16 protein-coding genes and 1 pseudogene are annotated in these 17,884 nt (G+C 73.1%); 4 read left to right on the top strand and 13 right to left on the bottom strand.

Annotated elements, in window-relative coordinates; genetic code table 11:
* Positions 1–11: 11 nt before the first annotated feature.
* From ACU436_RS41085 to ACU436_RS41075, 3 genes are all read right to left on the bottom strand, one after another.
* Positions 12–362 (bottom strand): alpha/beta fold hydrolase, encoded by a 351-nt coding sequence (locus ACU436_RS41085; RefSeq protein WP_459032585.1) that lies wholly within the window; start codon positions 360–362, stop codon positions 12–14.
* 64 nt (positions 363–426) lie between these two features.
* Positions 427–1,626 carry a 2-hydroxyacyl-CoA dehydratase gene (locus tag ACU436_RS41080; RefSeq protein WP_459032584.1) on the bottom strand — a complete coding sequence of 400 codons (1,200 nt, stop codon included), beginning with the start codon at positions 1,624–1,626 and terminating at the stop codon, positions 427–429.
* Positions 1,623–2,795 (bottom strand): 2-hydroxyacyl-CoA dehydratase subunit D, encoded by a 1,173-nt coding sequence (locus tag ACU436_RS41075; RefSeq protein WP_459032583.1) that lies wholly within the window; start codon positions 2,793–2,795, stop codon positions 1,623–1,625. The genes ACU436_RS41080 and ACU436_RS41075 overlap by 4 nt, the downstream gene beginning before the upstream one ends.
* A gap of 74 nt (positions 2,796–2,869) precedes the next feature.
* Between ACU436_RS41075 and ACU436_RS41070 the strand changes: the two genes are divergently transcribed.
* Positions 2,870–4,006, top strand: a complete 1,137-nt coding sequence (locus ACU436_RS41070; RefSeq protein WP_459032582.1) for a CapA family protein — start codon at positions 2,870–2,872, stop codon at positions 4,004–4,006.
* A gap of 40 nt (positions 4,007–4,046) precedes the next feature.
* Here the strand turns inward: ACU436_RS41070 and ACU436_RS41065 are convergent, their stop codons facing one another.
* From ACU436_RS41065 to ACU436_RS41020, 10 genes are read right to left on the bottom strand one after another with little or no spacing between them, the layout of a single operon-like run.
* Positions 4,047–4,961: a transporter substrate-binding domain-containing protein gene (locus tag ACU436_RS41065; protein ID WP_459032581.1), complete on the bottom strand. Its 915-nt coding sequence runs from the start codon at positions 4,959–4,961 to the stop codon at positions 4,047–4,049.
* A gap of 26 nt (positions 4,962–4,987) precedes the next feature.
* Positions 4,988–5,809, bottom strand: coding sequence for an amino acid ABC transporter ATP-binding protein (locus tag ACU436_RS41060; RefSeq protein ID WP_459032580.1), 822 nt, complete (start codon positions 5,807–5,809; stop codon positions 4,988–4,990).
* Complete coding sequence (locus ACU436_RS41055; RefSeq protein WP_459032579.1) at positions 5,806–6,747, bottom strand: amino acid ABC transporter permease; 942 nt, start codon at positions 6,745–6,747, stop codon at positions 5,806–5,808. The genes ACU436_RS41060 and ACU436_RS41055 overlap by 4 nt, the downstream gene beginning before the upstream one ends.
* On the bottom strand, positions 6,744–8,033 hold the full coding sequence (locus ACU436_RS41050; RefSeq protein WP_459032578.1) for a 2-hydroxyacyl-CoA dehydratase: 1,290 nt from the start codon (positions 8,031–8,033) through the stop codon (positions 6,744–6,746). Before ACU436_RS41050 ends, ACU436_RS41055 begins: the two co-directional genes overlap by 4 nt.
* Positions 8,030–9,139 carry a 2-hydroxyacyl-CoA dehydratase gene (locus ACU436_RS41045; RefSeq protein ID WP_459032577.1) on the bottom strand — a complete coding sequence of 370 codons (1,110 nt, stop codon included), beginning with the start codon at positions 9,137–9,139 and terminating at the stop codon, positions 8,030–8,032. Before ACU436_RS41045 ends, ACU436_RS41050 begins: the two co-directional genes overlap by 4 nt.
* 31 nt (positions 9,140–9,170) lie before the next feature.
* On the bottom strand, positions 9,171–10,322 hold the full coding sequence (locus ACU436_RS41040; RefSeq protein ID WP_459032576.1) for a CapA family protein: 1,152 nt from the start codon (positions 10,320–10,322) through the stop codon (positions 9,171–9,173).
* Between the two features lie 2 nt (positions 10,323–10,324).
* Positions 10,325–12,667 carry a CaiB/BaiF CoA transferase family protein gene (locus ACU436_RS41035; RefSeq protein WP_459032575.1) on the bottom strand — a complete coding sequence of 781 codons (2,343 nt, stop codon included), beginning with the start codon at positions 12,665–12,667 and terminating at the stop codon, positions 10,325–10,327.
* Between the two features lie 21 nt (positions 12,668–12,688).
* Positions 12,689–13,567: an enoyl-CoA hydratase-related protein gene (locus ACU436_RS41030; protein ID WP_459032574.1), complete on the bottom strand. Its 879-nt coding sequence runs from the start codon at positions 13,565–13,567 to the stop codon at positions 12,689–12,691.
* Positions 13,568–13,589: 22 nt separating this feature from the next.
* Positions 13,590–14,624 (bottom strand): LLM class flavin-dependent oxidoreductase, encoded by a 1,035-nt coding sequence (locus ACU436_RS41025; protein ID WP_459032573.1) that lies wholly within the window; start codon positions 14,622–14,624, stop codon positions 13,590–13,592.
* Positions 14,621–15,568, bottom strand: a complete 948-nt coding sequence (locus ACU436_RS41020) for a cyclase family protein (RefSeq protein WP_459032572.1) — start codon at positions 15,566–15,568, stop codon at positions 14,621–14,623. The genes ACU436_RS41025 and ACU436_RS41020 overlap by 4 nt, the downstream gene beginning before the upstream one ends.
* Positions 15,569–15,764: 196 nt before the next feature.
* Between ACU436_RS41020 and ACU436_RS41015 the strand changes: the two genes are divergently transcribed.
* From ACU436_RS41015 to ACU436_RS41005, 3 genes and pseudogenes are all read left to right on the top strand, one after another.
* Positions 15,765–16,412 carry a TetR/AcrR family transcriptional regulator gene (locus ACU436_RS41015; protein ID WP_459032571.1) on the top strand — a complete coding sequence of 216 codons (648 nt, stop codon included), beginning with the start codon at positions 15,765–15,767 and terminating at the stop codon, positions 16,410–16,412.
* A 60-nt stretch (positions 16,413–16,472) separates the two neighbouring features.
* Positions 16,473–16,934 (top strand): annotated as a pseudogene (locus tag ACU436_RS41010) (DUF6351 family protein); the annotation flags it as partial.
* Positions 16,935–17,181: 247 nt separating this feature from the next.
* Positions 17,182–17,871: an alpha/beta hydrolase gene (locus ACU436_RS41005; protein WP_459032570.1), complete on the top strand. Its 690-nt coding sequence runs from the start codon at positions 17,182–17,184 to the stop codon at positions 17,869–17,871.
* The last annotated feature ends 13 nt before the right edge of the window (positions 17,872–17,884 follow it).

Below are 17,884 nucleotides of genomic sequence, written 5' to 3'. Positions count from 1 at the left end.
CGGTGGAAGGATCACCGGGCTGGGGGCCGGTCCGCGGTGCTGCGGCCCCAGCCGCGGCGGTCGAGCGTGATCACGCGGTACCCGGCGTCGCGGAACGCGTCGACCTGCGGGGCCCAGGTCTCGCTCGTCCCGGTCGTGGGGTGCAGGAGGACGACCGGTGTGCCGGTGCCGCCGGTGTCGGTGTACCAGAGCCGGACCCCCGGTAGCTCGGCGTGGCCCTCGACCGCCGGTGCCGGGTCGACCGTCGGTTCGACGGGCTCGGCCTGCGCTCCGGCCGAGCAGCCGGTCCCGGCCAGCAGGACCAGCAGGAGCGCTGTGGCCCGGGCGGCCCGGTGGGCGGTGGTGCGTCGGAGTCCTGGCATCGCTGGTCCCTCCTGGGTGCCACACGGGGCACCGCGGCTCGAATCACGATCACTCACATCACGGTCACAGTGCGGCGACGAAGTCGGCGAGCGCGTGCTGGTTGTCCTGGTCGTCGTGCTCGTTTGGCAGTGCGAGGAACGGGATCCCCTCCGCCGCGCAGGCCCGCGCGAACCGGGACGGGTGCGGGGAGGGGCGCTCCACGGCGATGACGCCGTCCGCGCGGTGGCGCCGGGCCTGGGCGATCATCCAGCTCGTGCTCCGCATGTCGAACAGGAACAGCTGCCGGGCCGTGAGCGCGCGCAACGGGTCGCCGTGCACGGTGCGCGCGTAGGTCGCGGGCATCGCCGCGTACGGGCTCCCGACGAGCACGGCGTCGTGCGCCTCCCGCAGCTGGGCGTGGAACCGCGGCTCGCCCGTCATGCTCCAGAACAGCAGCCGTCGCCGCTCCCGCGGGTAGGCGCCGACGCCGTCGGCCACCCGCGCCTCGACGTCGGCGAGGTAGTCCTGCGCGAGGGCCAGCCCCGTGGGGGTGCCGCGGTGCCACGTCGACTGGTACGCGGCGATCTGGTCGCGCAGGGACACCGGGGACCGCGGGGCGGAGGCGATGAGGTCGGCCGCGCGCGTCATGACGTCCATCTGCCGGTTGACCAGGTCCATCGTCTCCGCGAGTGCGTCGGGGGTGAGCGCGCGGCCGGTGCGGGCCTCGAGCTCGGCGAGGAAGTGGCGGTTCTGGTCGAGGCGCAGCGCGAGGCGGTCCGGGTCGACGAGGTCCTCGCCGTGGTCGCGGATGAGCTCCCACCAGTTGTCCGGTGGCACCCGCCGCTCCGGCGAGGAGAAGTTGAAGTCGAGCGGGTAGCAGTCGCAGCCGAGCGCGCGGGCCCACAGCTCGGTGACCCGCAGCTCGGACTCGTTGCGGGTGCTGCCCACGACGAGCGTCGGCGTCGGCAGCCCGCCCCACGGGGCGAGCTCGGGGTGCAGGCTCGCGGCGAGCCCGAGACCGAAGAAGTGGGGCCCGGGGTAGCCGTGGCGGTGCAGCGCCTCGGTCAGCGCCGCGGCCCGACCGCCCGCGCTGATCACGAAGTTCCAGTAGTTGATCACGAGGACCGGGATGCCGAGCGCGTTCGCCATCTCCTCGGCCTCGTCGCTCGTGCACACCAGGAACGGGTGGCCCCGGGCCGCCTCGGAGCGGACGTCGTCGAGCCACCTGCGCTGGTGCTCCCGGATCCGCAGGACCGAGGGGAGCCGGTCCGCCCCGCTCGTCACCGGATCTCCGCGGTGCGCAGGGAGGCCACGAACTCCGCGATCCGCGCGGTCAGCTGCTCCGCGGGGTGGGCGGTGTAGGGCTGGCGGGGCAGGTGCAGGGTCGGAATGCCGACCGCGCGCAGGGCGGCGATCTCGTCGGGCGACTCCCACAGCTGCGCCTCGTCGCCCTCGAGGTCGAAGAAGATCACGCCGTCCGGCCGCGAGCCGACCGCGGCCGCGACGCAGCGGTCGACGGTGCGGGCGAGCGGGAACTCCACCGAGCACGCGGGCATCGCGTCGTAGCGGGCGGCGATCCCGTCGAGCGGAGTGCCATCCGCGGGCACCGGCCAGCGGGCGCAGCGGTCGCCCCAGCAGTGGTCGTCGCCGACGACGACCGCCCCACACGCCTCGATGGCCCGGTACAGCGCCGGGTGGTCGTGCGGACTGCCGCCGAGGTGGATGCGCACGGGGCGGGCGGGCGCCACCGGTGGTGGCGCTGCGTCCAGGAACGCCGAGAGCAGGGCGTTGTGGGTCTCCCGCGGCATCACGGCCGCGGAGCCGAACACGGCCAACGCGTCCTGCCCCGTGATCAGGGGCGGGTCCGCCCGGCGCAGCGCGACGACCCGGGCCAGCAGATCCTTGCTGGTGTTCACGACGTCCACGGCGTGCTCCAGCGCGTCGTTCGTGACCGGCCGACCCGACCACTCGGCCAGCGTGGCGGCGAGCCGGTCGAGGGCGGTCCGGTTGAACCGGGAGGCCGCGGGGGAGGGGAGGTAGGCCTTGTCGAGGTAGTGCAGGGAGGGCAGGCGCAGCTCGGTGCCCGCCTCCTGCGCCAGCAGCAGCTGCCGGTACGCGGCCTGGACCATCTTGCGCGTGTGCGGCACGACGAGGTGGTCGACGAAGTCGAGTTCCCCGCCGAGCAGGGCGTCGACCGCCGTCTCGACGAACCCGACGGTGGCCGCGCGCCGGGTGAAGGGCGGGCGGACGGTCGCGACGTGCTCGGCCACGAGGTCGGTGGCGCGGTCCGGGACGCCGCCGACCCGGTAGGGCAGGAAGCCGGCCGCCATGATCAGCTCGATCGGCACCGCGTCGCAGAAATAGCCGACCACCGACCTGCCGGAATCGCGCCACGCGCGCGCGGAAACGTCCCGATTGGCATAGTGGAATCGGAGTTGCTCGAGTGGTGTCACGCTACTCCTCGGCAGATTTCGGACGTTTCACAGAATTGTTGACGGGTGCTGGGAAACGTGTCTAGCGTCGAGCCGTGACGAAAACCGAGAATCTGACGATCATGGGGGTCGGCGACCTCATCGTCCGCGAACCGGATCCGGCGGCGCTGTTCGCGCTGTGCCGCGACACCCTGCACGCCGCCGACGTCGTCGTCGGGCAGGTCGAGATCCCGCACACCGACCGCGGTGTCGAGCAGCTCGTGAACATCCCGACGCCGCCCGCGCCGGTCGCGCACCTGTCGGCCTTCGTCGACATGGGGCTGACGGTGGCCACGCTCGCGGGCAACCACACCTACGACTCGGGCGAGCCCGGCGTCGTCGACACGGTGGAGGGCCTGCGCGCGCTGGGGATCGCCACCTGCGGCGCGGGCACCGATCTCGACGCCGCGCGCCGACCGGCCGTCGTGGAGCGCAGCGGCGCGCGGGTCGGCGTGCTCAGCTACAACACCGTCGGGCCGCGGGAGTCCTGGGCGAGCGCGACGAAGGCCGGCTGCGCCTACGTGCACGTGCTCTCCCACTACGAGCTGGACCACCCGAGCCCCGGCGGGCCGCCGACGGCGTACAGCGCGTGCGTGCCGCCCAGCCTGGATCGGATGCAGTCCGACATCCGCGCCCTGCGGGAGGACGTGGACGTTCTGGTCGTCGCCCTGCACAAGGGCGTCGGCCACTGGCGGGCGCACATCGCGATGTACGAGCCGCAGGTCTCGCGGGCCGCGATCGACGCGGGGGCGGACGTGGTGCTCGGGCACCACGCGCACATCATGCGGGGAATCGAGATCTACCACGGCAAACCCATCTATCACGGTCTCGGCAATTTCGCGACGGCGTCGCGCACGCTCGCCGACCGGACGAGCGGGGCGAGCGCGGCGACGCAGGAATGGGCACGACGACGCAAACAGCTTTTCGGCTTCGATCTGGATCCTTCGATGCCCGCGTATCCTTGGCACCCGGAGAGTCGCAACACCGCCATCGCGCATTGTCGGTTCGACGCGACCGGGAACATCGTCGCCGGATTCGTCCCGTGCTACATCGATGATCACCTGCGACCCGAGCCGCTGGGCCCTGGCGCCGGTGACGCCGTGGTGGACTACATCCGGCAGATCGGCGAGGAGGCGGGCCTGTCCACCACGTTCGAGTGGGACGGCGACGTCGTCGTGGTCGGCGCAGGCTAGCTGCGGGTCCGGGGTGCCCGCACGGCGAGCACCCCGGACCTCAGGCCTCGGCCTCCGGGGGCGGGTTGAGCGTCGGCTCGTCGACCATGCCGTCGCCGAGGCCGTACTTCGTGATGATGCTCTGGTAGGTCCCGTCGGCCATCAGGTCTCTCAGCGCCTCCACCACGAGGGGCGCGAGGCCGCTGTCCTTGGGCAGCACGATCGCCGAGTTGTGGTAGTTGCCGCCCGCCTCGACCGACTGCGGGATCATGCTCATCGAGTCGTCCTGCGTCACCGCGTGCTGTGCCGCCGCCGATCCCATCCCGGCGGCGGCCGCGCGCCCGGACTTCACGGCGAGGATCGCCTTGCTGGTGTCCGCGAGCGGGAGCGGGGTGACCGGCTGCTGCCCGTTGGCGGCGCAGTACTCGGCGAGGTTGGCCACGAACCGGTCGATCGTGCCGCCCTGGATGAAGCTGATCGGCTGCCCGCAGAGCGCGAGGATGTCCGATCCCGGGTACTTCGCCTTGTCCACGACGTAGCCCTGGCCCGCCTTGAGGTAGCCGACGAGGTCGTACTGGGCGCCGCGCTCCTCGGTGACCTCGACCGGCCCCATGGCGGCGTCGTACCGGTGCGCCGACAGCCCGGTCAGCACGGGCCCGAGTCCGCCGCCCACGACCGCGGTCTCGGCCTCCACGCCCAGCTTCGCCGCGATCGCGTTCTGCAGGTCCTCGTTGGGCCCGCTGCCCTGGTCACCGGTGAGCACCGTGTAGGGCGGGTGCTGCTGGATCGCGAACACGATCTTCCCGCTGCTCCGGACCTGCTCGGGCAGCTGGTCGTGCAGCGCGGGGTCGGCGGTGACGGCGCTGACGGCCGGGTCGGCCTCGGGGGCCGGCGCGCCGCCGCACGCGCTCGCCGCCGTGGCGGCGACCAGGAGGGACAGGGCTGCGAGCGCCCTCGTGCGGGGACGTCGAGGCATGGCGTCGAACCTTTCGCTCCAGGGCTTCATGCGGTCGCCCGCTCCGTATCGAAGGTGCGGGACAGGAAGTCCCGCAGCCGGGTGGTGCGCGGCTCGGCGAACATCGCGCGCGGGTCGCCCTGCTCGACGACCTTCCCGCGCTCCATGAACAGGCACCAGTCGGCCGCGTTCCGCGCGAAGTTCAGGTCGTGGGTGACGACGACCATCGTCCGGCCACCCGCCGCCAGGTCGCGCAGCACGGTCATGACCTCTTCGATCAGCTCGGGGTCGAGTGCGCTGGTCGGCTCGTCGAACAGCATGATGCGCGGGTTCGGGGCGAGCGCCCGTGCGATGGCCACCCGTTGCTGCTCGCCACCCGAGAGCGTGATCGGGTAGTTGTCGACCTTGCTCGACAGACCCACCCGGTCGAGCAGGTCGCGGGCGCGCTGCTCGGCCTCCGCGGGATCGACGCCGTGCGCGAGCACCTGTGGCTGCACGACGTTGCGCAGCGCCGTCATGTGGGGGAACAGGTTGAAGGACTGGAAGACCATGCCGGTCCGCCTGCGCTGCTGTGCGACCCGGACCTCGCTCAGGTCACGCAGCCGTCCCTGCCGGTCGTCGTACCCGAGCAGCTCGCCGTCGAGGTGGATGGAGCCGCCGTCGATGCGTTCGAGCTGGTTCACGCACCGCACCAATGTGGACTTGCCCGAACCGGACGGTCCGATGACGGCGACGACCTCGGTCTCGTGCACCTGCAGGTCGACACCGTCCAGCGCCGTGAAATCGCCGAAGTGCTTGCGGACGCGCTGCACGTCGAGCACGACCGGCAGGTGGGCCTTGCGCCCCCGGGTGTGGTTGTCCTCGGTCATCGCAACGCTGCCTCCGGTCGGCGGAACTTCGGGCGGGCGACCGCGTCCCGCAGGTACCCGCGGTCGAAGCGGCGTTCGAGCCGCTGCTGGAAGAAGGTCAGGACGAGGACCACGACCAGGTACCAGATCACCGCGACGAGCAGCAGCGGCACGATCTGGTAGGTCCGCTCGTAGATGTTCTGCACCGAGAAGAGCAGGTCCGACACCGCGATCACGCTGACGAGCGACGAGCCGTGGATGGCGTGGATGAACTGGCTGCCCGTGGGCGGGATGCAGACGCGCACGGCTTGCGGCAGCACGACCCGCGCGAAGGTCTGCATCGGTGTGTACCCGAGGGCGCGCGCCGCGTCGTGCTGGCCGAGGCCGACGGACGCGATGCTGCCGCGGACGATCTCGGTCATGTAGGCGCCGTGGGCCAGCGAGAGGCCGAGGACGGCGGCGGCCGGTGGGCTGATCACGTCGTTGGTGGACGCGGAGAAGAAGGTGGGACCGAGCGGGATCCCGATGCCCATCGTCGGCACCAGGTAGGCCAGGTTGAACCAGAAGATCAGCTGGAGCAGCACCGGGACGCTGCGGAACAGCGTGACGTAGGCGGTCGCGGTCCAGCGGGCCGGTGTGAACGACGACAGCCGCAGCAGCGCCATGACGGTGCCGATGGTCATCCCGATGAGCTGGGTGACCACCGACACGACCAGGGTCGTCAGCAGGCCCTGGAGCACCTGGGCGTTGAACAGGTACTGCCCGACGACGGGCCATTCCAGGTTCTCGTTGGTGATGGCGAAGTGGGCGATCCAGGCCGCCACGCCGAAGATGACGGCGCCGAGGGCCCAGTGCCCCGGCCGGTGCCGCCGCTGGGCGTGCTCCACGTCGATGCGATCGGGCGCCGCGCGGTCCCGGGCGTCCTCCGCGGTGTTCTGCAGGGAGTGTGGTGTCGTCATGTCCCGGTGCCTGCCAATCGCTGCTCGATGAACCGCAGGACGAGGGTGGACAGCCGGTCCTCGTCCCATGCCCTGGAGTCGACGGCGTCGGTGGGGAGCTGCAGGACGGGCAGGCCTGCCGCCTCGAGCGCGGCGGTGATGAACCTCGTCCCGTGGCCGCCGTTGTCCAGCTGCACCGCGGCGTGGAGCCGGTGGGTGCGGCTCTCCCACTCGGCCCACGCGCCCGCCCACGGCGGGTAGTGCAGGTAGTCGTTGAACGTGACGTAGCGCCCGGCGAGGGTGCGCAGCGGGTCGCGGTCGCCGTAGCGCGGGTAGGCGTCGCACGCGATCGACAGGTAGTTCGACCGGGCGAAGACCACGCCGTGCGACTGCTCGAACCGGCTGAAGAACTCCAGCTGCTGCCACAGGCCGAGGCCCAGGTACATCAGCCGGTACCGCTCGTTCGGGCAGACCCACTGCTCCCGCTCGACCCGCTCGCGCACCTCGTCGCGGAACCGCTCGGCCTGCGCGACGGCCCACTCGGTGCCGCGGTGCCACTGGATGCCCATCACCTGGGACATCACCTCGCCGAGCCGCACCGGGAGCTTGGGTGCGGTGCTCAGCAGCGTCCGCACCTCGGTGAAGCACTCCTGCTGGCGGTTGGCGAGCGCGACGACCCCGCGGAGCCGGTCGACGTCGAGGGTGCGGCCGGTGATGCGCTCGCAGTGCGCCACCAGCTCGCGGAACTGCGCGAGCATCGCGTCCACGCGGTCGCCGCCCTCGAGGTCCTCCCAGGCGTGGCGCCCCAGCTCCCACCATCCGGGTACCGGCCGGGTGGCGATCGGGCGTTCCAGGCCGAGGTAGGTCGCTCCGGTCCGCGCGGCGATGTTCTCGGCGGCCCCGTGGTCGGGCATCGTCACCACGAGCGCCGGATCGGGCAGCCCGCCCCACGGCTTCTCCTGGTCCTGGTCGTCATCCAGGTAGACCCCGAGGACGAGGCCCGCGTACCGGTCGAGCCCGCGGTGGTAGCCGTGGGCGTCGAGCACCTGCGAGTAGTGCCCGGACCGCCGCTTGGCCGCGACCAGGCCGGAGTACCAGACGTCGGTGACGAACGGGATGTCCATCGCCTCGAAGATCTCGTGCGGGATGTTGGCGCCCGCCAGCACGAACGGCTCGCCGCCCTCCTCGGTCCGGGCCTTGAGCTGCGCCCACCACTCGCGCTGGTGCCGCCGCAGCGAGCGGGTGACGTCGAGCTGGGCGAGGTCCTCGCGCGGTGCTCCTGCCGTGGCGCCCGTCGTGGTGGTCATGCGGTGCGCCTCCGGTCGATCGTGCGGGCGACGGTCGCGGCGGCCTCGTCGTGGCCGTCGTCGGTGAGCACGTCGGACCGCGCGAGGGCCACCGGGACCCCGGCCGCGTCGCAGAGGCGCACCATCGCGGGCACGTCCCAGCCGAACCGGGTGTCGCTCGGCGGGACGTGGACGACGACGACGTCGGGCGCGTCGGTCGCCAGCACCGAGCGCAGGAACGCCGACCGGGCGTCGAACGGGCGCAGCTCGCGCCCGGTGGCGTCCGCCCAGTACTTGGCCAGCAGTGCCGCGGCGGGCTCGGCGTCGGGGTCGACGTCGGAGCCGGCCAGCCGCGATCCCCACTCGCTGTCCTCGTCGACGACGACGGCGCCGGCGGACTCGACGGCCGTGTGCAGGCGGTCGTGGTAGAGCGTCTCGGCGGCGAACACCGCGGCCCTCGGCCCGGTGGGCGGGGCGGCGGCCGGCGCGTTGCCGAGCTCGTCGAGCCGGACCCGGTGGGCGTCGAGGTCCAGCACGCGGGCGGCCCCGAGCGCCCGGAACACGGCCGCCCCGCTCCCCACCCCGCGGCGCCGCTCGGCGAGCACCCTGCGGACGGAGGCCCGCCACGCGTTGGCGGCGCCGATCGCGACCGCGAGCCGGGCGGGGTCCGCGCCGCCACCCGAGCGTTCCAGCTGCGCGCCCAAGAGGCGCAGCTGCTCCCGGTTGTAGGCGGAGCAGTCCACCGACCGCGTGAGCAGCAGGTCGAACACGTGCAGCGGCGGGAGGCCGGGTGTCCGGCCGAGGCGCACGGTCTCCTTCAGGTAGTAGTAGAGGTCGCGGAACCTGCGGTCGAAGACCACCAGCGCCGCGGCGTCGGCCGCGCCGCTGAGCAGCTGCTCCAGCACCGACCGGAACTCCGCGCCGTAGCCGGACTCGAGCAGGTCGTCGGCGCGCGGGGTCGCGGCCGCGGGACGCGCGACGAGCGGCACCGCGCGGAACCCGCTCGCGGTGATCAGCTCGGTGGGGATGTTCGTCCCGACGCAGACGACGCACGAGTCGTCGATCCCGAGGTCCGCAGGCCATGCCTGGGCTTCCCCGTAGCGGGTTTCGAGCGTCGTTGCTCTCACGGTCGCATTCCTCTCGATGCTCGGCGCGTGGTCAGAGGTGCACGAGGACCTCTGACTCCTGGGGGGTGAAGGTGGTGGGGAACCCGGCACGGGCGCTGATGTCGCGCACGTAGTCGGCGGTGGCCCGCCCGTCGCCGGTGGGCGAGCGGGGCACCGGCCGGGCCGCGTCGTCGATCCAGCAGGGCACGAAACCCGCGCGCAGGGACCCGTCGGCGAGGACGTCGACGGTGCCGACCATGGTGTGGCGGCTCTCCGGGTGGAACGGGTAGGTCGGCATCGCCGGGTCGGGCTCGAAGCCGAACAGCTCCCGCCGCCTGCGGGACCAGGCCAGCCGCCCGGGATCCGCGTTGTCCCGGACGTCGAGCGCCCGCGTGACCGTGACCCAGTTCCCGAGGCCGTGGAAGATCGGCCGCCCGCGGTGGACCTCGATCCCGCGCAGGATGTGCGCGTGGTGGCCGACTACGACGTCGGCCCCGGCGTCGATCGCGGCGTGCGCGAGGGCCCGCTCGTACTCCAGCACCACCGCGGGCGTGTGCACCATGCCCTTGTGGAAGGCGACGACCAGGACGTCGACCCGCCCGCGCACGGACTCGACGTCGGCCCGCAGCGCGGCGAGGTCGTCCGGGTGCGGGCGCGCCGTGCCCGCCGCGGCGACGGCGGCCGCGGCGTCCTCGTGCGCGGCCACGCGGACGTCGTGGGCGCGGCCCTCGGGGGTGAGCATCCGGATGTGGGCGCACCCGCCCTTGGCGGGCGACGCCCAGGACAGCTCCGGGCCGACGCAGTTGTAGGCGAGCACCCCCCACCGCTTCCCGCCCGCGGTCAGGATCGCCGGCTCGCGCGCCTCGGCCAGGGTGGCGCCGGCGCCGACCGGCCGGATGCCGTGCGCGAGCAGGCCGTCGCGGGTGTCGGCCACACCTTCCTCGCCCAGGTCGTAGACGTGGTTGGCGGCGAGCGTGCCCACGTGGAAACCGGCGTCCCGCAGCGCGGCGAGGTGCGCGGGAGGCGCGGGCAGTGCGGGCACCGCCGTGCGCTGGGGCTCGCCCCGGTCGGTGTGCGGCACCTCGACGTTGCCGATCAGCAGGTCGGCGGTGCGCAGCAGGGCGGTGCTCGGCGCGAAGCAGGCGCCGGGGTCCGGCTCCTCCAGGATGAGGTCGCCGACGACCATCAGGCGAGCGCTGCGCACGGCTACCCACCCACCGCGGCGAGGACCTCGGCGCTGTGCTCGCCGAGCTGTGGCGCCGGCTGCATCGGCACGAACGAGTCCGCCATCCGGATCGGCCAGTGGACGTGGAAGACCTCGCCCTGCTCGGGGTGCGGCACCGGCGCGAAGACGCCACGCCGCCGCAGCACGGGATCGCCGATCAGCTCGGCCGTGTCGAGGACGGCGGCCGCGGGCACCCCCGCGTCGGTGAGACGGCGCATGAGCGCGTGCTTGTCGAGGCCCACCGTCCAGCGCGCGACCTCGGCGGCGAGCTCGCCGCGATGGGCCCAGCGCGACGCCGCGGTCGCGAACCTCTCGTCCGCGCCGAGGTCGGGACGGCCCATCGCGGCGAGGAGGGCGCGCCACTGCGACTCGGTCGTCGCCGAGAGGTAGCAGTGGTCGTTGGGGCCGCCGCCCGCGCACGGGAAGACGTCGGCCGGGGCCACCTCCGCGCCGAGGTCGCCGAAGCCGTTGCGGGTCGGCGCGGCGCCGGTAAGCATGTTCTCGGCGAAGGCGAGGCGCGAGAAGATCGTCGCCACGGTGCCCTGCATGGACGCGGCGATCCGCCCGCCCGCCCCGGTGGACAGGCGCGCGCAGAGCATCGCGAGCACGCCGAGCGCGGTGGCCAGCCCGGTCCCGATGTCGCCGAGGTGCGGGCCGGGCAGCATCGGCTCGCCGTCGGCGTCGCCGGTGAGCGAGCACGCGGCGCCCATGGCTTCGGCGATGTTGTCGAACGCCAGGAAGTCGCTGTACGGCGAGCCCGGGCCGAAGCCCTTGATCTGACCGAACACGACCGACGGGTTCAGGGCGACCAGCTCGGGCCAGTCGAACCCGAGGCGGGCCATGGTGCCCGGCGCGAAGTTCTCCATGACGACGTCGAAGAGCGGGACCAGATCGCGCACCGCGGCCCGCCCCTCGTCCGACTTGAGGTCGACGAGCACCGACTTCTTGTTCATGGACAGCTGCTGCAGCTTGAGCCACGGCCGCTCGATCCCGAGCGAGGGCGCCCCCGGGCGCTGGATGCGCACGACGTCCGCGCCCAGCAGGGCGAGCACCTGGGTGGCGGTCGGCCCGGCCAGCGCCTGCGTGAAGTCCAGGACCCGGACGCCGGCGAGCGCGGGCAGCCCGTCGGACGCCGCCGTGGCCGGGACCGGCAGCGGCGGGGAGGACCACGGCTGCCTCGCGGCCTCCGCCGTGTGCTGCCCGAGCCGCGGTGCCGGGCTCGGCGCGGGCACGCCCCGATCACCGAACGCGTAGGGCAGCGTCGGCACCCGCGCCACGCCCCCGTCCGGGGAGTCGACGTCGGCGAACTGGCCGTTGGCGACCAGGGTCGGGTCGTCGAGCAGGTCCTGCGTGGTCAGCGTCGAGCCGACCGGGATGCCCGCCGTGCCCCAGGCCTCAAGTATCTCGGCGGGGGTGCGGCGGGCGGTCCAGTCGTCGACGACGCGGTGGGTCTCGTCGCGGTGGCGCAGCCGCGTGGGGCCGTCGGCGAACCGCGGGTCGTCGCGGAGGTCCTCCCGCTCGATCAGCCGCAGCAGCCGCCGCCACAGGTGCTCGGGGCTGGCGTGGGCGAACACGAAGTCGTCGCGGCCGCCACCCGCGGCGGGGAAGACCCCGGTCGGCTCCGCCTGCGCGGCGGGCTGCCGGTTCCCCGGGCGCTCGTGGAACCGTCCCGATTCGGTGGACCGGGAGAAGTGGGTGCGGCTGAGGTTGATGGCGGCGTCGAGCATCGAGAGCTCGAGCCGCTGCCCGCGTCCGGTGCGCGCGCGTTGGACGACGGCCGCGAGCACCCCGATCGCGCCGTAGAGCGCGGTGGCCTGGAACGCCGCGTCGGGCCCGACGCGCTGCGGGGGCCGGTCGGGTTCACCGGTGATGCTGGCGATGCCGGACAGGCACTGCAGCACGGCCTCGGTCGGTGGCACGTCGGCGAACGGCAGGTCGGGGTCGAAGCCGATGATCGACAGCTGGATCAGCGCCGGGTGCCGCTCGGCCAGGTCGGCGTGGCGCAGCCCGTAACGCGCGGGGCCGTCGGGCTCCAGGTTGTCGACCAGCACGTCGGCGTCCCGGAGCAGGTGCGCGACGGCGGCGCGGCCGTCCGGCGTCGCGTCGTCGGCCACGACGGAGCGCTTGCCGAGGTTGGCCAGGACGAAGCGCGGGCTCGTCCGGCCGTCGGGCAGGCTGCGGTCGCGGTCGCCCGCGGGCCGCTCCACCTTGACGACGTCCGCCCCGAGCAGGGCGAGCAGCTCACCGGTCAGCGCGCCGGCGATCCCCTCGGTCAGCTCGACGACGCGCAGCCCGCGCAGCGGGGTCGTGTTCTCCTGGGTCATCGTTCGGTCACCTCCCGGTGCTCAGAGGTAGCGGTCGGCGCCCGCGGGCGCGGTCGGGGCAGCGTCGACCGGGGCAGCGTCGATCGAGCCGCCCGCCTGGAACCAGGCGATCGCCTCCTTGAGGCCGTGGTCCCGGATCTGCGCGGTCATCACCTCGTGCTCGGGCGTGGTGTGGGCGATCGCGTCCCACTCGGCGCCGAACTGGAAGGCGGTGCGGAAGCCCTGTGCCTCCATGACGCGGTTCAGGGCGAGCTTCTTGAGCCGCAGCAGCGACGCCGGCATCCGGGCGATCTGGCGGGCCGTGGCGCGGGCGTCCTCGAGGACGTCGGCGGCGGGCACGGCCCGATTGGCCCACCCCAGGCGGGCCGCCTCGGTACCGCTCATCGCGCTCCCGGCGATGTAGGACAGCTCCCGGGCCCGCTTCATGCCCGTCAGCCAGAGGCTGACCGGGCTGAGCAGCCCACCGCCGAGCGGCACGCTGGGCCACGCGATCGACGCGTCCTCGGCGACGACGGTGAGGTCCGCGCAGACGCACAGCATCGTGGCGCCCCCGATGCAGTGCCCGTGCACCGCCGCGATCACCGGCTTGTCGAGGTCCCACAGCGCCAGCCAGCGGTCCAGGTTGCGCTTGAGCCGGGACCAGTCGGCGTAGGCGGAGCGGTGCGCGGGCGCGGCGCCGCCGTTGTCGTTCCGGGCGCGCTGCACGTCGTAGCCGACGCTGAAGGCCCTGCCCTCGCCGCGCAGCACGACGCAGCGCACCGAGTCGTCACCGGTCAGGTCGTCGACGGCGTCGGAGAAGGCGTCGAGCATCTCGGTGTGGAAGGCGTTGAGCTTCTCGGGTCGGTTGAGCACGAGCTCCGCGACTCCGTCCGAACCCCGGGTGAGCTCGATGAACGACATCTGGGTCTCCTCGTGGTGGCGGTCAGGCCGCGGGCAGCGCGTCGGGGGACAGGGCGTCGAGCACGACCCGGCAGGCGGCGACGAACGCGTCCGCGTCCAGGCCGATCCCGGCGAGCTGGAACACCAGCTCGTCGACCCCGCGCTCGGCCAGCTCCTGTTCGAGCGCGCGGGCAGCGTCCCCGACCTCGGAGGGCGTGCCGGTGAGGCAGAAGTCCGCGACCATCTCGTCGGGGACGTGCTCGGCCAGCTGCGCCCACGACAGCGACGGGTCGGCGCGGAAGGACTCCCGGACCGTCGTCACGGTCTTCTCCCAGCGGCTGCCCTCGACGACCGGGGCGTAGCTGGGCGTCGTGAAGTAGAAGGCGAGGTTGCGGCGGGCCAGCGAACGGGCCTGTGCCGCGTCCTCGTGCACGGACGTGACCCGCCACGCGGCGACGTGCGAGGGGCGACCGCCCTCGCGCATGGCCGGCACGGCCACCCGGTCCAGGTAGGGGGTGTAGGACACCAGGGGGTGCAGGGCGACGCCGTCGCAGCTCGCGGCGGCCTCCCGCAGCATGCGGCGGTTGACGCCCGATCCGAACACCTGCAGCGGCGACAGCCCGGCGAGCTCGTCCGACACGGGCGGCGTGCGCATCCTCGCCCGGTAGAACGGGCCCTCGTAGGACAGTTCGTCGCCCGCCGACCAGGCCGCCCGCAGCAGGCGGGCGTAGTCGGCGAGGCGCGGGGCCGGGTGGTCGAAGTCGTGGATGCCGTAGCGGCGGGTGCGCATGCCCTTCGTCCCGGCGCCGATGCCGAGCGCGAACCGGCCGCCCGTGGCGACGTGGGCATCCGCCGCGGCCGCCGCCATCGCCAGCGGCGCTCGGGTGAAGGCGTACGCGATCCCCGTCGCGACCTGGATCCGCTCGGTGTGCAGGCCCAGCGTCAGCGCGCGCACGAGCGCGTCCCGCGGGGTCGACTCCGTGGTCCAGACACGGTGGAAGCCGGCGGCCTCGGCGCGCCTCGCGACGTCGACCAGCGGCCGGAAGGCGTGGGTGGACAGCACGAGCGACCGCTTCATCGGACGGCCACCGGTGCGGCGGGGGAGCCGACCCCGCCGGCGATCGCCAGCGGGACGGACACGAAGAAGAAGCTCCAGCGGTTGTCGGCGGCGCACGCGGTGGCCAACTCGTCGAAGTCGAACAGCTCCCCGAGCGGGATGCCGAGCGCGGCGAGCGCGCGCCGGTGCAGGCTCCCGACCGCGGGGTCACCGGGTGCGACCTCGACCGCGGGGTTGTCGCAGGCGACCGCGGCGACGTGCCAGTTCCACAGCTGCTCGGCCATGGCCTCGTCCGCGGCCAGCCCGGTGGCGGGCGGACGGCCATCCGCCGCCACCTGTGCGCGCCCGCCGGCGTCGAGCGCCCGGTACTCGGTGACCCAGCCGGTGCGGACGCACAGCACGTCGCCGGCCCCGATCCGGACGTCCTGCGCGTCCGCGATCCGGCGCAGGTCCTCCGCCGACAGGCTCCTGCCGGCGAAGGCGGAGGTACCCGGTTCGTGGCGCTCGAGCCAGCTCCGCGCGTCGAGGAGCACCCCGCGTCCGACGATCCCACGCGACCACTCCTGCACGCCCAGCTCGTGGCCGAGCTCCGGCGGGTCGGCGGTGCGGCCGCCGAAGAAGCCGAACTCCCGGTAGCGCAGGTGCCGGAACCCGTCCCACTGCGTCGATCCCTGCGGGTGGTAGGCGTCGATGCGGTCGTCCCACGAGTTGCGGCCGGTCGCGAAGATGCTGTGGCGCAGCGCCTCCCGCCCGTAGAACGGTGGGTCGGGCAGCTCGGCGGGCAGCTGCAGGGAGATCCGCGCCCCCGTCCTGATCTCGGCAGCGGCCAGGGCCACCCGGTCCGGGGTGAGCAGGTTCAGCGCGCCCAGGCCGTCGCGCGGCCCGAACACGTCCCAGGAATGCCGCGCCTGGACCGTCCCCAGCTGAGGGAGTTCGGCGTACTTGGGCATGCCGCTGTCGTCCATCGGCACCATCCGTTCGGGCGTTGCGGCGCCCGCACGGGCGGCTTCGCCTAGTGACCGCTAGGTGTTTCCTAGCGACTGTTAGGATGGACGCTAACAAGGCGTTCCGGGGAGGGCAAGGGCGTGTGTCGTGGCGACTGCTAGGAAGTCGTCGGCACGAGGCCCGCGCTCGGCGGGTCGCCAGGCTGGAGGAGGTCCCGTGTCGAACGACTTCGCCGACCGGCTCGTCGCGGCGAGATCGCCGCGCCGCGAGACGAAGTCGTTGATCTACCGCCACGCGCTGCGGCTGTTCGCCCGGCACGGGTACGCCGGCACCAGCCTGCGGGAGATCGCCGAGGCCGTCGGGCTCGAAGTGCCGAGCCTCTACACCCACATCCGCTCCAAGCGGGATCTGCTCTACGACCTCATGGAGTTCGGCAACCGCGACCTGCTGGAGCGGCTCGCGCGCTCCGTCGCCGCGGTGCCGGACGACCGGCCGCTGGACCGGCTGTACCTGCTCGTCCGCGAGAACGTGATCTCACACTGCCGCCACCGCGACCAGACGACGGTGGTGTTCACCGAGATCCGGGAGCTCGCCGACGAGCAGCGCGCGAAGATTGTTGCCTTGCGGCGCGAGATCGAGGACCTCTTCCGCGCCGCGGTCCGGGAGGCCGTCGATGCGGGCTCCGCGCGCCCCGTCGACGTCGCGGTGACGGTCTTCGGGGCGCTCGCCATCGGCCGGGGGGCGGCGAGTTGGTACCGCGAGTCCGGCCCGCTCTCGCCGGAGGAGATCGGTGACTTGTACGGCCAACAGGTGGTCCGCGGCCTGCTCGCGGAAGGAGCCGCCTGGTCGCCGCCCGGCCCGTGAACCCACGGGCGCCGATCGAGACGTTCACGCCGGGTTCTGTTGGAACACGAGGAGGCGCCGATGCGACGACTGCCGATCTCCCGCCGACCAGTGGCCGCCCTCGCCGCCGGCGTCATGCTGATGGCACCGGCGTCCTGTGCCGCCGGCGGGGAGGATGCCCGTCCGCCGGTCCGGGAGCTGCAGGGCGAACTGGACGACGGCACGCCGTACCTCATCGTCGTGCCGGAGAACTGGAACGGGACGGTCCTGGTCGATCTCGACTTCGCCGCGGGCGGGTCGACCAAGCCGGTGTGGACCGACTACCTCCTGCCGCAGGGATACGCCGGTGCGGGCACCACCCGGGAGAAGGTCGCAGGCGGCTGGGACGTCCGGGCAGCGGTCGACAACCAGGTCGAGACGCTCGACCGCTTCCGCGAGCGAGTCGGTGAACCGCAGCGGACCATCGCGTTCGGCCGCTCCGGAGGCGGGAACACCGCGGCCTCGCTCGCTCAGAGGCACCCGGAGGTCCTCGACGGCGTCGTTGCAGCATGCGCAATCCTGACCGGGGCGGGTCCCGGCGTGGAACGGCAAGCTGGACACCCTGTTCGCGCTGAAGGCCCTCCTCGATCCCGACGGCGACCTGCCGATCGTCGACCTGCCCGCAGATCCGGCCCCTGGCACCCGGGCGTGGCAGGACTTCGCCCGCAATGCGCAGAGCACCCGGGAGGGACGAGCACGGCTGACCCTGGCGGCCACCCTCGGCCAGCTCCCCATCTGGGGCGTCGGCAGCATGCCCGAACCGGCGAGTGGCGACGTCGAGGCTCAGCAGGAAGCGGTCTACCGCGGTCTTGTCGAAGAGTTCTTCCCGACGGCCATGGCGAGCGGATATCGCCAGGAGCTCCTGGGCGGCGGGGTGCCGCGCTGGAACAACGGCGTCGACTACCGGCAGATCTTCGGCATGGTGAATGCCGCCCAGCGCGACCTCGTGCAGAAGCTCTACGAGGCCGCCGGGCTGGACGTGGACGAGGACCTGGCCACGATCAACGCACATCCACGGATCGTGGCGGATCCGTCAGCGGTCGTCGCTCGCCAACAGGACAACTCCTACACCGGCGAACTTCGGGTGCCGGTGCTCACCCTCGACAACACGGGCGATGTCATCTCGCCGGTCTCTTCTGCGCGGGCCTTCGCCTCGACGGCCCGGTCGGCGGGCGACCAGGCGATGTTGCGCCAAACCATCGTCCACAGCGCCGGGCACTGCGGCTTCAGCGCTGGTGAGCAAGCCGCCGCTGTCGAAACCCTCATGCGCCGGCTGGACACCGGCACGTGGGACGACGACGCCACGACGCCTGAGCGGCTGAACGCACTGGCGGCCACGCTCCTGCCCGACGACGAGCCCGCGCGGTTCATCGATTTTCACCCCGATCGGTTCGCCCGCCCGTTCGGCGCCGATGACGTCTACGACCCCACCGGAACGTGACGAATGCCATGAC

Source organism: Pseudonocardia wallangbongensis, assembly GCF_054486945.1.
This window is presented reverse-complemented; position numbering and strand designations above follow the sequence as displayed.